General features: G+C 39.8%; 11 protein-coding genes. 3 read left to right on the top strand and 8 right to left on the bottom strand.

Annotation, left to right across the window (positions count from 1 at the left end):
- Positions 1 to 5 precede the first annotated feature (5 nt).
- On the bottom strand, positions 6 to 680 hold the full coding sequence (gene ccoO / locus H5087_RS08595; protein WP_024597379.1) for a cytochrome-c oxidase, cbb3-type subunit II: 675 nt from the start codon (positions 678 to 680) through the stop codon (positions 6 to 8).
- Between the two features lie 12 nt (positions 681 to 692).
- A complete protein-coding gene (gene ccoN / locus H5087_RS08590; protein ID WP_002961515.1) occupies positions 693 to 2,126 on the bottom strand; it encodes a cytochrome-c oxidase, cbb3-type subunit I in 1,434 nt (477 codons plus the stop codon).
- Between the two features lie 340 nt (positions 2,127 to 2,466).
- Here ccoN and H5087_RS08585 point away from each other — a divergent pair, with 340 nt between their 5' ends.
- From H5087_RS08585 to H5087_RS08575, 3 genes are all read left to right on the top strand, one after another.
- Complete coding sequence (locus H5087_RS08585) at positions 2,467 to 2,892, top strand: hypothetical protein (protein WP_039490088.1); 426 nt, start codon at positions 2,467 to 2,469, stop codon at positions 2,890 to 2,892.
- 622 nt (positions 2,893 to 3,514) lie between these two features.
- The gene (locus H5087_RS08580) at positions 3,515 to 6,097 is read left to right on the top strand and encodes a TonB-dependent receptor (protein ID WP_182671753.1); all 2,583 of its coding nucleotides are present in this window, start codon (positions 3,515 to 3,517) and stop codon (positions 6,095 to 6,097) included.
- A 104-nt stretch (positions 6,098 to 6,201) separates the two neighbouring features.
- On the top strand, positions 6,202 to 7,554 hold the full coding sequence (locus H5087_RS08575) for a hypothetical protein (RefSeq protein ID WP_182671752.1): 1,353 nt from the start codon (positions 6,202 to 6,204) through the stop codon (positions 7,552 to 7,554).
- A gap of 54 nt (positions 7,555 to 7,608) precedes the next feature.
- On the opposite strand, the gene H5087_RS08570 is transcribed toward H5087_RS08575, so the two are convergent.
- The 6 genes from H5087_RS08570 to H5087_RS08545 are packed head-to-tail and all read right to left on the bottom strand — an operon-like array spanning position 7,609 to position 14,863.
- Positions 7,609 to 7,863, bottom strand: coding sequence for a hypothetical protein (locus H5087_RS08570; protein ID WP_002961511.1), 255 nt, complete (start codon positions 7,861 to 7,863; stop codon positions 7,609 to 7,611).
- Positions 7,864 to 7,882: 19 nt separating this feature from the next.
- The gene (locus H5087_RS08565) at positions 7,883 to 8,719 is read right to left on the bottom strand and encodes a peptidoglycan binding protein CsiV (RefSeq protein WP_182671751.1); all 837 of its coding nucleotides are present in this window, start codon (positions 8,717 to 8,719) and stop codon (positions 7,883 to 7,885) included.
- On the bottom strand, positions 8,719 to 12,192 hold the full coding sequence (gene mfd / locus H5087_RS08560) for a transcription-repair coupling factor (protein ID WP_182671750.1): 3,474 nt from the start codon (positions 12,190 to 12,192) through the stop codon (positions 8,719 to 8,721). The genes H5087_RS08565 and mfd overlap by 1 nt, the downstream gene beginning before the upstream one ends.
- Before the next feature lie 59 nt (positions 12,193 to 12,251).
- A complete protein-coding gene (locus H5087_RS08555) occupies positions 12,252 to 13,145 on the bottom strand; it encodes a carbon-nitrogen hydrolase (RefSeq protein ID WP_024597239.1) in 894 nt (297 codons plus the stop codon).
- Positions 13,142 to 14,197 (bottom strand): agmatine/peptidylarginine deiminase, encoded by a 1,056-nt coding sequence (locus tag H5087_RS08550; RefSeq protein WP_182671749.1) that lies wholly within the window; start codon positions 14,195 to 14,197, stop codon positions 13,142 to 13,144. Before H5087_RS08550 ends, H5087_RS08555 begins: the two co-directional genes overlap by 4 nt.
- 57 nt (positions 14,198 to 14,254) lie before the next feature.
- Positions 14,255 to 14,863: a PilZ domain-containing protein gene (locus H5087_RS08545; RefSeq protein ID WP_165723942.1), complete on the bottom strand. Its 609-nt coding sequence runs from the start codon at positions 14,861 to 14,863 to the stop codon at positions 14,255 to 14,257.
- Positions 14,864 to 15,072: the final 209 nt, after the last annotated feature.

The raw sequence follows: 15,072 nt of genomic DNA, 5'->3' as shown, positions 1-15,072 counted from the left end.
ATAATTTACTTCAAGTGGGTACCAAGTTGCTGTAAATACGCGATTAGAGCTTGGATTTCTGTTGCGCCTTCGCCGTTATTCATAGCGTTAACTTTTTCAACATCAGCTTTAAGTTCTTCGTCGCTGCCATAACCTAGGCCCGGGTGTTTAGGGTTTTCTGGGTTGATAGCAAAAGTATCACGGAAAATTTGTAGTTTTTTCAGAGTCAGGCTTGTATCTACCTTATCCTCTGCTAACCAAGGAAAACCTGGCATATTCGACTCAGGAACCACAGCACGTGGGTCAACTAAGTGAGCATAATGCCAATCGTCCGAGTAACGTTTACCAACGCGAGCAAGGTCAGGGCCAGTACGTTTAGAACCCCATTGGAAAGGGTGATCCCATACTGACTCGCCTGCTACAGAGTAGTGACCGTAACGCTCAACTTCATCACGAAAAGGGCGGATCATTTGTGAGTGACAGTTATAACAACCTTCACGTACATATATGTCACGGCCTTCCATTTCTAAAGCATTAAGAGGGCGTAGGCCTTCTACTGGTTTAGTTGTGTCGTCTTGGAACATTAGCGGAGTAATTTCAACTAATGCACCAAAGCTGATAGCAAAAACAGTCAGAATAGCCATAAGGCCAACGTTCTTTTCTACTATTTCATGTTTGTTTTGTGAATTTTTATTGCTCATCATCTCACTCCGTTATGCTAATTGTGCTTGCGCGTCTAACTTCAGAGATTCTTTCTCAGCTGAAATTGTACGGAAAACGTTATAAGCCATAACTAACATGCCTGTTACGATGAATACACCGCCTACAAAACGCATAATGTAGAAAGGATGCGACGCTTCTAAAGACTGCACAAAGCTGTACATTAATGTACCGTCGGCATTTACCGCACGCCACATAAGACCTTGCATTACACCAGAGATCCACATTGCAACAATGTATAAAACAACACCTACAGTGTGTAACCAGAAGTGGGTATTAACTAATTTAACGCTATACATACGACCTTGCGCAAATAACGCAGGAATTAAGTGGTAAATAGCACCAATTGAAATCATAGCAACCCAACCTAGTGCACCTGAGTGTACGTGGCCGATTGTCCAATCTGTGTAGTGAGATAACGCATTTACAGATTTAATTGCCATCATAGGGCCTTCGAACGTAGACATACCGTAGAAAGACAATGAAACAACTAAGAAGCGTAGTACTGGATCAGTACGCAGTTTATGCCATGCGCCTGATAGGGTCATAATACCGTTAATCATACCACCCCAAGACGGTACGAATAGGATAATAGACATAACCATACCTAAACTTTGCGTCCAATCAGGAAGCGCAGTGTAGTGAAGGTGGTGAGGACCTGCCCAAATATATAATGAAATTAATGCCCAAAAGTGAACTACCGATAAACGGTATGAGTAAACTGGGCGACCTGCTTGTTTAGGTACAAAGTAATACATCATACCCAAGAAACCAGCAGTTAATAGGAAACCTACAGCGTTATGACCGTACCACCACTGAACCATAGCATCTACCGCACCTGCGTAGATTGAGTATGATTTAGTTAACGACACAGGCACTGCCATGCTGTTTACAATGTGTAGTACTGCAACAGTAATAATAAAGCCAGCATAGAACCAGTTAGCAACATAAATGTGCGACACTTTACGCTTGATTAAAGTACCAAAGAATACAATAGCGTAAACAATCCAAACCACAGCGATTAAAATATCGATTGGCCATTCAAGTTCTGCGTATTCTTTTGAGCTAGTAATACCAAGTGGTAATGTAATTACTGCTAATACAATAACTAGCTGCCAGCCCCAAAATGAAAAGGCGGCGAGTTTGTCTGAGAAAAGACGCGTTTGGCAAGTACGTTGTACGACGTAATAAGACGTCGCAAACAGTGCACTAGTACCAAATGCGAAAATTACTGCGTTCGTGTGTAACGGACGTAGTCGAGAGTAAGTTAACCATGGTGTATCAAAGTTAAGTGCTGGCCAAGCTAATTGGGCAGCAATCAGAACCCCAATACTCATGCCAACGATGCCCCAAATCACTGTCATAATAGCGAATTGGCGTACAACCTTATAGTTATACTCAGTTTGTGATGCTACTGTTTGGCTCATTTTCTGGCTTCCGCTGCAATAAATGCGTTTAGAAATGAATTACCCACTATTAAAAGTGGGGCCTACTATTTTTCTCAAGCGTGTTACCTAAAACTTTCAATACATGAAAACTTCAGAAAAAAAACTTGAGAAACCCTTATTTTTTGCGGGTGAAATGATAAATTTTTTGGCCTAAAAAAGATAGGTCAATTACATAAAATTATGACATCAATCAAACTTTGTGAGCTTGTTGTTTATTTTTTGATACAGTTTGTACCTAATTTGGCCTAATAGTAACACTCGCACTTGTTATTTACAGTCACGATTATTAGTATTTGCTTTTCTTTAGTGCGAAATTGTTATGCTTATATATAGGTTAAGTTTATTCACTGTGGTGTTTTTTTTATTAACAGCGTGTGATTTTTCTAAAAATACAGATGAAAAATTTCTTAAAAATGCCCAGTGCGAAGCCAATTTGCCTTGTACTTTTTCAAATGATGTTAAAGTATGGTTAAGTGAGAAAACCCTTTCCCCCGAAACCCCATTTACTATCTTTAGTGACTTACCTGCAAACGTTACAATTGAAGATGCCAAGCTTAAAGGCATCACTATGTACATGGGTTACATTCCCCAAAAATTTAAAAAACATAATGATCTTTGGCAAAGTAATACTATGGTTGGTATTTGTTCAGAGCAAAATATGCTTTGGAATTTAGAACTAACCGTTAAAGATAATGCCACCTCTGTAATACAAACACTCAATTACTCTTTTTACGTTACGTATTAAAGTTGCGACTACAAACTCTTGTATACAGCTTACATTTTTGATGTGAGTTCGTTTTCTTATACATACGATTATTTGAGTGACAAGATCAATAAAATTGCCTTTTTAGGTTTTAATACTGACAAAACTTCAATAGTGAATAAGTGCTCTCAAAAAGTTCAACTTTAATTACGACTGAATAAAAAAATCTAATCAAAAAACCTTCCAAAGAGACTAAATAAGACTATTTAAGCATCAAGTATGCATAAATATGGTTATTAATTAACATTTAGTTTTGCGGTTTTAATAATGTGCTGTGATTAAGTTGTTAATTTGTCTGTTTTTGGTACGTAGCTCAGTTAATTACATTTGATTACAAAGTGAATCACTTTGGTTTCAGGTGTGTTTCTAATGTTTCCTTGTCTTTTCAAGGCATTGTTTTCAAAGTGTATTTATTAATTAACACTGAAACATAATGTAACCTATGTACCTACTATGGTTATTCCATTTTATTTCTTGATATAAATTGAGCTGCCGTTAAGTTTTCGTTCAGTTAAAAGCGCCTAAGTTGCCCACCTGACTCACTATTCTAATAAAAAGTGAGCATTACCAATAAAGGTAAATTTCCAACAAGTAGGGTTCTTTCATGAAAAAATCAACTCTTGGTTTAGCTGTAATCGCAGCATTTCCAATGTTCTCAAGTGTGCAAGTTCTTGCTGCTGAAGACTCAGCACAAGCAATCGAAAAAATTCAAGTAACGGGTTCTCGCATTAAGCGCGCAGATATGGAAACCGCTAGCCCAGTTACTATTATCGGTGCTGACGATATTGCTGCTTCAGGCGCAGTATCAGTAGATTCTGTACTACAAAAAATGACCGCTACAGGCGGCGCAATGACAAACCCAGGTATCAATAATGGTTCTGGTGGTAATGCATCAATTGATTTACGTGGTTTAGGTTCACAACGTACTTTAGTACTTGTAAACGGCCGCCGTATGATCAACTCAGGTACAGGCGCAGCTTCTACAGTTGATTTAAATACTATCCCAGTATCTATGATCAAGCATATTGAAGTACTTAAAGATGGCGCATCTGCTGTTTATGGTACTGATGCTGTTGCGGGTGTTGTAAATATTATCTTAAAAGATAACTTTGAAGGCCTAGACCTTAATGTTAAATCAGCAATCACTACTGAAGGTGACGCAGATGAAACGTCTTTTGATATTACAATGGGTGGTAACTTCGGTCGTGGTAACGTTGTAATCGGTTTGCAGTACACAGACCGTGGCGATGCTTCTCAGGCTGATCGTAGCTTTTCTGATTGTCCATTAACTGAAGATGGCGATGGCAGTGCTCCGTACTGTTCTGGTTCTTCTTATACTCCTAATGGTCATGTTTGGTCAGGTGATGAATCTTTACAAGGTCAAGCTGATAATGGTTGGCACGACTTTGGTACTAGTGATGCTTACAATTATTCGCAATCTAGCTACTTATACACGCCAATGCGTCGTTTAAACCTTACAGGTATTGGTAGTTTTGATTTAACTGATGACACGCGTTTATACTCTGAATTTACATACTCAAAACGTTGGTCAGAGCAGCAATTAGCACCTCAACCAGTATGGTTCGACTTTGACTACGCTGAGTGGATGGGTGATTCTTTAATCGACCAAAATATTAATTACGGTGATGAAGTTTCTTACGGCCGTCGTATGGTTGACACTGGTACACGTGATTCATCTCAAGTAGTTGATACAGTTCGTTCTGTTATCGGTGCTGCAGGTTATTTAGATAACGGTTTAGAGTGGGATACATCAGTAATTTTTGGTCGTAATGACTCAGTAGATCGCTTAAGCAACCTTCACAATATGGGTTCAATTCAAAGCGAAATTGAAGCTGGTAACTTTAACCCACTTTCACAAGCTTCATGGTCAAGCAGTAGCTTTAGTGATTATGTTTACACTGAGCAAAACTCAGGCGGCAGTCAATTATTTATGATTACAGCTGCGCTTTCTGGTGAGTTAATGGAAGTACCTGCGGGCTTTGTAGGTTTTGCTGCAGGTCTTGAACGCCGTGAAGAAAAAGCGTGGTACACACCAGATTCGATCACTTCACAAGGTCTTGCAAATGATCCACGCGTTGATGCAACAAGCGGTCGTTTTGATGTAAACGAAGCATACCTTGAGCTGGCTATTCCTTTAGTTGCAGATGCTTATCTTGCACAAAATGTAGAATTAAGCGCTGCGATCCGTGCTTTTGATTACAGCACATTTGGTTCTGATGAAACGTGGAAACTTGGTTTAACTTGGCGTGTAAACGACGAATTAATGCTTCGTGGTGTTCGTTCTACAGCTTTCCGTGCTCCTACAGTTGCTGAGCTATACTCAGGTGACTCACCATCTTATGAGCAAGTTAGCTTCACCGGTGCACAAGATCAGGCTGAAGTAACCGTTGGTGGTAATGACCAATTAACACCTGAATTAGCTGATACAGTTACCGTTGGTGTAGTTTACGAACCAGAATGGTTTGAAGGTTTCTCAATGACGTTAGATTACTACGACATTGAAATCGAAAACGCTATTGCTACAGTAAACAACCAATACATTGTTGATTCATGTCTTGCAACAGATGGCTCTTTAGCGAATCAATCAACAGCACTTTGTAGTTCAGCAAATATCGATTTTAACCAAAGCACAGGTCGTATCGCGTTTAATAACCAACTACAAAACGTAGGTTATGAGCAAACAAAAGGTTATGACCTAAACTTAAATTACAAATTTGATTTAGCTGGCCTTGCTTGGAATACGTCATTAGATGTTACTTACCTTGACGAGTACACTGTTGATGTTATTGAATCAAGCATTGATTACGCTGGTTTAATTACTTCTGGTATAGGTGGTTATGCTGACGTAAAAGCAAACTTTGAGCTAGATGTTAAAGGTGATGCTTGGTCTGCTAACTACAAAGCACGTTACATTGCAGGAATGGATAGCTACAGCTGTTTAGGTAAAGAATCTACATGTTATGCACCAACAACACCATCTGTTGTTTACCATGATGTGAGCGGTTCTTACTTTATCAGTGACATGGTTTCGTTAACTGCAGGTGTAAATAACTTATTCGATAAGCAACCACCATACTACTCAGGTAACAACGATTCTAATACTGACCCGTACACATATGATGTACTTGGCCGTCGTGTATTTGCTGGTGTAAATGTTAAATTTTAACTAGCACATTAATCTTATTAAGGCTCAGTATTTACTGAGCCTTTTTTATTGAACAAAATAAAGGAGGCAAGTACACTAAAACGATATTTTAGAAGGAGAACTAATTGTTAAAACAAGATGAAAACTTATCTTTTGTCATTGAACCAGAACTAACTCCTCGTTCTGAACAGCGCATAGATCTGTATTTTTCTATCCCTAATGAAATGGGGATCAATCCGCAAACACTTACCGAAGAATCTTACTTTAATAACCACTTTAAATCACACCTAGCGTATAACGCTAACAATATACACTTGCCTTTAGTGCGAAGCCGTTTTGTTAGTAAAAACAAAGGTGAGCAACAAGATTACCGGCAAAACCTTAATTTATTTTGTTACCAAGTACGTTTAGCCCTTGATGCCGATATAAAAGACGCGTTAAAAATTGATGAAGCCGAAGACTTTTATAAACGGGCTAACGAGGTATATGAGCAAAGCGAAGGGCTTTTAAAAAAGCTGCGTCGCTACACACCAGATGACGAAAAACTACTGCCATTTTTTACCAATGCTGATAACTATTTAAGTTGGCATGTTGAGCAATCTTTTTTAAAGCTTTTAGATGAAGGCCCACGTAGTAGCGATTATGCAAAAGAGCGTAACGATTTACTGCAGTTTTGTAAAAGCGAAAATACGTATCGAGCAGAGAAAAGCTACAACTCTGAAACAACCATGCAAGACGCAAATCGAATAACAAATAAAATGCGCTTGTTACAACGCTTAATTGAGCACGGCGTAATATTACAGCGTCAAACGCGGTTTCTTAACAGCTACCTTAAGCGATTAGTTAAAGGCACTGTTACAGCCGTTATCATGGCATTTGTGATGGTTGTAATACTCAATGCTCGCTCAACGTTTACTGAAGTCACCGCGACGCTTATTTTAATTTTAGGGGTTATTTACGGGCTACGTGAAATATTTAAAGAAGATATTACACGTATGATTTGGCGAGCCATTGTACAAGGGCGACCTAAGTGGCGATTTAGTTTTAAAAATAGTATTACCAAAGACAAAGTAGCGAGTCAGCTAATTTGGCTTGAATACATGCGCTTTAAGAAAATACCTAAAGAAGTGAAATCTATTTTTTCAAAACGTCGTCAACAAAATAAACAAGCTGCGCAGTGGTTACACTTTGCAAGTGAGACACGTGTTAGTGCGAAAGAATTTTTGCCCGGCTACGATACGCTACAGCACACGCTACAATTTAATCTTGCACCATTTGCACGTTATTTAAAACGTGGTGAAGGGAAGCTATATCATTTAGACAGTAATAAAATTTCTAAGCAGGCTGTAGAAAGGCGTTATCAATTAAACATGGTACTTTTGCTAACTGAGGAAGATAAAACACTTTATCAACGCTATAAAATAACGTTAAATCGCAGTAAAATCGTTAATATTGAGCTTATCTACTCCAAAAAATGAGTTTAATTAATTTTAAAAGGGGCTGATACAATCAGCCCCTAATATTTGGTCACTTTATTTATTAGCTAAGCCATGTTTGCTATATAAAGTTACTTTGTCTGATACTAGCGTGATCTCGATATTTTTTGCTTCATCGCCCCATATACAGTTCGTATGCAGTGTTTTTTCAACACAGTTATCAGCACTGCCTAAAATAGTTTCAACTTCAGTCTTATCCATGCCTACTTTAATTTTTTCATAATTTTCAAGACTTACCTTAGAACAAGCCGCAAGGCTTAATGTAGCTGCGATGATAAGGAGTTTTTTCATTGTTATATCCTACTTAATATTAATGTTTGAATTTTCTGATCTGGACAATCATGCCCATTCGTGGATGGTCAAAGTAATGTACTTCACCACTAATTACACGTCTAAACTGAGAGAAACGGGCTGACTCTATATCGCCGTTTTCTAGCTTTTGGCTAATATCAAAATTAGCTGTTATGTATAAATAATGTCGTAAATGTATTTTAAATAAACCGTCTAGTTCCCATTCTGCTTTTGATTGATCTGGGTCGTTAAATAGCGCCGGTTGTGAATTTAATAAATTTACAAAGTCAGGGTTTGAATAGCCTGGTATTACATTGGGTTCACTTTTAAGGTGCTTACCCGCTATTAAATGTATGCTTGGGGAGCGTGACTTACTTGCCCCTTCAAAGCGCCAGCCAGTATGTAGAATAGGTGTTAAGCCTTTGCGGTCCAGTTGCCTATATTGCGCTTTAAATTGCAGCTGTTGCGGCGCTAATAAATAGGTTTGCTGCATATCATCTTTAGCGGGTGCTAAAGGCGTTACAGGTAGATCATCGTAGCTTTGTAGGTAGTCAATACTGTTGTCACATACACCTGATTGCGGGTTTGAATTAACTAATGAATCAGTAAAAGTGCGTTTTTGAAAACGCTCATCGCCATCTATGCAGGCCTGCATTGCTTGTTCAGTGTAAAGAGGGGTCAGTAAGTCTAGCGTATTTTTATCTTCAATAGCTTTGTGCTTAAGGCTAAAGTCTTCTTGTAAATACGGGGCAGGGCGCTGTTTAAATACAAGCACCTCAACCTCAAACCAGCGTTCTGCAAATGCAGTGCTGCTAAATAAGCAGCATAAAACAATAAGCGATTTTTTTAGCAACATTAATGGCTAACCTTTTTTTCGAAATCTGCAATCATTGCAGTGACCATTTTTAAGCGTTCGCGGGCATTTGCCTCACTAATTGCAAAGCGCAGTTTATTTGCGCCATCCATTTTGTACACCTTAGGTGCACTTTGTATCAAGCCAATGATGAAGCTAGGGTTAACCTTGGTATCTTGGCTAAACTCAAAGTAACCACCTTTTGGGTTTGCCTCAATTTTAGTTATACCTAAACTACTAGCTTTCATTTTTAATAATTGTAGGCTAAATAGGTTTTTAGCAGCATCAGGTAGTAAACCAAAGCGGTCTATTAGTTCCACCTGTAGTTCATCCATATCATCAAGGTTAGCACAACTTGCAATTCGCTTATACATACCCAAGCGTGCATTAACATCGTGTATGTAGTCATCAGGTAATAATGCAGCCAGCTTTAAATCTACTTCGGTTTGTTTTTGAAGTAGGTTTTCAAGCGTTGGCTCTTTACCTTCGCGCAGCGCATTTACGGCTTGTTCGAGCATTTCCATATACAAACTAAAGCCAATGGTTTGCATTTGGCCTGATTGATCATCGCCAAGTAGCTCACCCGCACCACGAATTTCTAAATCGTGTGTAGCGAGGGCAAAACCTGCACCTAAATCCTCTAATGATTCAATTGCTTGTAAGCGTTTACTCGCATCTTTAGAAAGCGCTTTAGGATCACCTGTTAGTAAGTAGGCATACGCTTGATGGTGGCTTCGCCCAACTCGTCCACGTAATTGGTGTAACTGGGCAAGGCCGAGTTTATCTGCTCTGTCCATGATAATGGTATTAGCCGTAGGCACATCAATACCGGTTTCGATAATCGTGGTACATACCAGCACGTTGTATTTTTGATGGTAAAAGTCAGTCATTATTTGCTCAAGCTCTTGCTCGCGCATTTGACCATGGGCTGTAGTCACACTGGCTTCAGGTACCCATTCACTAATTTCTTGTGCAACACGCTCAATAGTTTCTACGTTGTTATGTAAAAAGTAAACTTGGCCACCGCGTTTAATTTCTCGCAGTACTGCTTCGCGTATAAGTTCTACATCGCGTTGGCGTACAAAGGTTTTTACCGCTAAACGTTTAGCCGGTGGCGTTGCGATTATCGATAAATCGCGCATGCCGCTCATGGCCATGTTGAGTGTACGAGGTATTGGTGTTGCAGTCAGTGTGAGTATGTCTACATCGGCGCGCAGTGCTTTAATTTTCTCTTTTTGGCGAACACCAAAGCGATGCTCTTCATCAACAATTAACAAGCCTAAATCGTTAAATTTAATGTCTTGCTGAATAAGTTTATGCGTGCCAATAACTATATCGAGCTTACCGTTGGCCATTTTTTCAAGTGTGTCTTTTTGCTCTTTAGTGGAGTTAAAGCGCGAAAGTACACCTACTTCAATAGGAAAATCAGCAAAACGGTCTTTAAAGTTTTCAAAGTGCTGCTGAGCCAGCAAGGTGGTAGGCACTAAAATGGCTACCTGTTTATCATCGTTAACTGCTACAAAAGCAGCGCGCATGGCCACTTCTGTTTTACCAAAGCCTACGTCACCACACACTAAACGATCCATCGCTTGTTTTGATTGCATATCACCTAATACGGCTTCTATGGCGTTGCGCTGATCGTCAGTTTCTTCAAATGGAAAGCTATCGCTAAATTGACGATATGCAGGGGCATCTACGGCAAATTTATTACCAGGTTTTGCTTGGCGCTGAGCATAAATGTCGAGTAATTCAGCGGCGACATCGCGAACTTTTTCAGCCGCACGTTTTTTTGCTTTTTCCCATGCATCTGAGCCAAGCTTATGCAGCGGGGCGCTGGCTTCTTCACCGCCAGAGTAACGACTAAGCATATGCAATGCAGATACTGGCACGTACAATTTAGCTTCACTTGCGTAAGTAATTGTTACAAATTCAGTAACTACACCTGCAGCATCAATTGTTTGCAAACCCTGATAACGGCCAACACCATGATCGAGATGCACAACAGGTTGACCTTCTTTGAGCTCTGCTAAATTACGGATTAGCGCATCTTGGCTGGCTTCGTACTTGTGCTTGCGGCGTCTGCGCTGAGATACTTTTATGCCAAGCAGTTCTTGCTCGGTAATAATAGAAAGGCTTGGTTTAGTGCCAAGTACGACACTTTGCTCGAGCGGACTTACTATTAAGCCTACGTCACTTGCACTTTTTATAAATTGTTCGAGTGTTTCAAATTCTTTAAATTTTAAACCGCTTGGCTTTAAAATGCTCAGCAATGATTCGCGACGACCGTCCGATTCAACACTGAGTAATATGCGGCCTTTTTTCTTTTTTTGCTCTGCTACATAATTTATAAACGCGCCATAAGGTTCATGCTGTTTATGATCAATACGAATGGCCGGCAGCTCGCTAACGCTTAAGTTTTTATTACCTGCTTTAGTGCCAAGCTTTGCAAGGGATAATCTAATACGTGCAAAATTGCCTAAATTAGAAAACAGCTCTTCAATTGGCTGATAAAGCGCATTGGGTTCAAGTAATGGACGAAGTGGGTCAACTCTGCGGTTTTCATAGCGTACATTTACATCGTGCCAAAAGTTATCTGCCGCGTGCTCTAAATCACCCAGCTGCATAACGGTTGTTGTATCTGGCAGGTAGTCAAAAATAGTCGCGAGCTTTTCAAAAAACAACGGCATGTAGTATTCAATACCTGCAGGCCAGTTACCTTTGCTTACTTGCATGTAAACTGAATCTTGTTGCGAGCTTGCGCCAAATTTTTCACGGTAGCTTATTCTAAAACGTTCAATATCAGCGTCGTTAGTAGGAAATTCATGCGCTGGAAGTAGCTCAATTTTATCTACTTTTTCATCAGAGCGCTGTGTTTCTACATCAAATAAGCGAATGGTATCGAGTTCGTCATCAAAAAAGTCGAGTCTAAATGGGTGCGGGCTACCCATTGGGTATAAGTCAACGATAGAGCCGCGTATAGCGTATTCGCCGTGCTCCATTACTTGTTGAACATTTAAATAACCGGCTTGCTCTAAATTGTCACGAAAGTTATGAGTGTCTAGTTTGTCGCCTACTTTAAAGTTTATTGTTGAACCGTAAATAAATGAGGCCGGGGCTGTGCGCAACATTAAAGTAGATACAGGCACAATTAACACACTTTGTTGTTCTTTTTTTAAGGTGTTTAAAGTGGCCAAACGGGCTGAAATAATATCTTGATGGGGAGAAAAATGATCGTATGGCAGAGTTTCCCAATCAGGAAATACCATGACTGGGTTATCGGGTAATAAATATTCTAATTCTGTTTCAAGGCGTAGTGCGCTTGGTGTATCAGGCGTAACAATTAAGACTAAGTTATCTTGTTGTTTAACGCCTTCAGCAATAGCAATACTTAAACCACTTCCGCTTAGCTGGCCCCATTGAATTTTATCTTTTTGAGATTTTACCCAAGGCAAGGCTGCCCATTGCTCAAACGCCATTTATTACTCCATTTATAGTTGGCTCTTAGCAAGTAAGAGCCATCTTGAGTTAAGGTTACTTAGTCTCGGTATATTTTTGTTAGGTCTTTGTAGTGATCAATTCGTCTATCACGTAAGAAAGGCCAAATACGTCTTACGTTTTCTGAGCGTTTTTGATCAATTTCTACTACTAAAATTTGCTCATCAGTATTATTAGCCTCTGCTAATAGTTCACCTTGTGGGCCTGCAATAAACGAATTGCCCCAAAACGAAATACCATCGCTTTGCGCACTAGGGTCACTTTCATGGCCAACGCGGTTACAGCTAATTACCGGCACGCCATTGGCAACAGCATGGGCACGCTGGCTAATAACCCACGCATCTTTTTGACGAGTTTGCTCAGCAATGTCGTCGTTAGGATCCCAACCGATAGCGGTTGGGTAAATTAATACCTCAGCGCCAGCCATTGCCATCAAACGTGCAGCTTCAGGAAACCATTGATCCCAACATACTAGCACGCCTAATTTACCCACCGAGGTTTGAATAGGCTCAAAACCGATATCACCTGGGGTAAAGTAAAATTTTTCGTAAAAACCTGGATCATCAGGAATATGCATTTTGCGGTATTTACCTGCAATACTGCCGTCTTGCTCTAATACAACTGCAGTATTGTGATAAAGGCCCGTAGCGCGTTTTTCAAATAAAGACGCGACAATAACAATGCTTAGCTCTTTAGCAAGCTCACCTAAGGCATTACTGCTAGGGCCTGGAATGGTTTCGGCTAAATCAAATACGTCAACATTTTCGGTTTGGCAAAAATAGAGGCTTCGGTGTAGCTCTTGGAGTACAACCAGTTTTGCACCTTTTTGAGCGGCTTCACGAATGGCACTTATTGATTTTGCCATATTGTCCTTTGCGTTATCGGTATTGCTTTGTTGCACTAACGCAACGGTTAATTTTGCAGGGCTTGTCATTGTGCTGCTCCAGCTAAAAATCCACGAGGTAATTGCATTGTAATACAGTGCAGGCTGCCAAATTGTTCAATAATTGGTTGGCAATTTACGCCAATAATAGTGTGTTGTGGGTATGCTTTTTGAACTTGTGCAAGAGCACGTTTATCATTGGCATCATTATACGTTGGCACAAGCACAGCATTATTAATAATTAAGTAGTTAGCGTAGGTAGCCGGTAAGCGTGTTTGCTCATCGTCATAAGCGGCTTTTGGCCACGGTAACTCAATTAAGTTATATGGGGTGTTATCGGCAGTTTTAAAGGTTTTTAGTTGTTTTTCCATCGCATCAAGTGCGCTAAAGTGCTCATCAGTTTTATCGTCACACTGCACATATACAAGGGTATTATTTGGAGCAAAACGCACTAAAGTATCAATGTGGCTGTCGGTGTCATCGCCCGCTAAATAGCCATGTTCAACCCATAAAAAACTCGTCGCGCCTAAGTGCTCTTTTAAAAGTGCTTCAATATCATTTGGGTTTAAATCAGGGTTACGGTTTTTATTAAGCAAACATTCGATGGTTGTTAGCAACACACCGTGCTCGTTTATTTCAATACCGCCACCTTCAAGTACCATATCGAGCGCTTGATATCGGTTGTTTGTACTACTTAGCTCTTTTACCAAAGTGCGATTAATTTGATTGTCTAATGCGCTTTCAAACTTATTGCCCCAACCATTAAAAGTAAAATCATATACTTTTAATTGCTTTGGTGAATCAATAGCGGCGCAAGTAAGCGGACCATGATCGCGCGCCCATGTATCGTTAGTAGGGGTTACTACAAAATGAACACGATTAAGAGAGACGTTAGCACTATTTAGTAATGCTGTAATATGCACTTTTAAGGCACTGTTATGCGCCACAATAACAAGCTGTTGCTGCGTTGTTATGTGTTTAGCAAGTTCAATATATACAGGTTCTACACGCGCTAAGTTGTCGGCCCAATCGGTGTCTTTGTGAGGCCATGTAAGCATAACAGCGTCTTGCTCGGCCCATTCTGGTAAAAGTCTAAAGTTCATGAATTTTATATACTAATTAAGATGGCGCTAGTTTAGCATTTTACATAAAGATGTCAGCTAATTATCACTGTTTAGGTCGCCTCGGTTTTGATCAAGTTCTTGACGTTTTTTAAGTTGGCGGGTTTGAGCATGTAAACTCGCTCTAACAATAAGTTCTTGGTCAGTAGTTCTAATTGCGGTAAAGAGCATAGTGTATTGGTAGTGTTCGCTATCTTGTTTTTCTACTGCTACAACTTCGGTGTAACAATAAACCGCAGAGGCCTCGTGGTGCAAAAACAGTTTGGTTCTAAATGCTTGGCCAATTGAGTGTACTTCAGGTGATGTAAAACGAATACCGCCACCGCCGTAGCTATCACATTGTATTGCGTTATCTTGGGCTTGTTCTGAGGCCAAAATATGGCTCATTATTAAATCTATTTTACGTGACTGCGCTTGTAAAAAAGTAGCTAGCTCTTGTGCTATATCGCCTAAGTTACGCAGTGGGCGTAACGAGCTTTGTTCAAGCTCACTTACTTCATTTGCTAATCTAAATAGTGGGGGAATGTCGTCTTCAAGCTCAAGCTGCGATTTAGGAACTTGTCCGTTTGATACGGGGAATAAATTTACTCTTATACTTTCATTAATTTGAAAGTACTGCTCAAACTCACCTAATCTTTCACTATTCATTATGTTCTCCACCACGTATTTATTTAATAGTAGCGTTGTGAGTACTAAATTGCTAGCAGATAAAATAACGCATAGCGGTCTAAATGCTTTGTTTACATTCGATTTTTAGCATACTGATTATGAAAATAAATACACTAAGACATATTTAGGGTTAGTTATAAAAAAGCGGCCAATGTCATCCTAACATTGGCCGCTTGGGTATTGATTCA

Origin of the sequence: Pseudoalteromonas sp. SR43-7, assembly GCF_014163785.1 — a bacterium.
In the GTDB taxonomy this organism is placed as follows: domain Bacteria; phylum Pseudomonadota; class Gammaproteobacteria; order Enterobacterales; family Alteromonadaceae; genus Pseudoalteromonas; species Pseudoalteromonas distincta.
Note: the sequence above shows the minus strand (reverse complement) of the source record. Positions and strands in the feature narration are given on the sequence as shown.

Coding starts and splice junctions, on each gene's coding strand:
- ccoO (WP_024597379.1), bottom strand. CDS start 680: ATGAGCAATAAAAATTCACAAAACAAACATGAAATAGTAGAAAAGAAC.
- ccoN (WP_002961515.1), bottom strand. CDS start 2,126: ATGAGCCAAACAGTAGCATCACAAACTGAGTATAACTATAAGGTTGTA.
- H5087_RS08585 (WP_039490088.1), top strand. CDS start 2,467: ATGCTTATATATAGGTTAAGTTTATTCACTGTGGTGTTTTTTTTATTA.
- H5087_RS08580 (WP_182671753.1), top strand. CDS start 3,515: ATGAAAAAATCAACTCTTGGTTTAGCTGTAATCGCAGCATTTCCAATG.
- H5087_RS08570 (WP_002961511.1), bottom strand. CDS start 7,863: ATGAAAAAACTCCTTATCATCGCAGCTACATTAAGCCTTGCGGCTTGT.
- H5087_RS08565 (WP_182671751.1), bottom strand. CDS start 8,719: ATGTTGCTAAAAAAATCGCTTATTGTTTTATGCTGCTTATTTAGCAGC.
- mfd (WP_182671750.1), bottom strand. CDS start 12,192: ATGGCGTTTGAGCAATGGGCAGCCTTGCCTTGGGTAAAATCTCAAAAA.
- H5087_RS08555 (WP_024597239.1), bottom strand. CDS start 13,145: ATGACAAGCCCTGCAAAATTAACCGTTGCGTTAGTGCAACAAAGCAAT.
- H5087_RS08550 (WP_182671749.1), bottom strand. CDS start 14,197: ATGAACTTTAGACTTTTACCAGAATGGGCCGAGCAAGACGCTGTTATG.
- H5087_RS08545 (WP_165723942.1), bottom strand. CDS start 14,863: ATGAATAGTGAAAGATTAGGTGAGTTTGAGCAGTACTTTCAAATTAAT.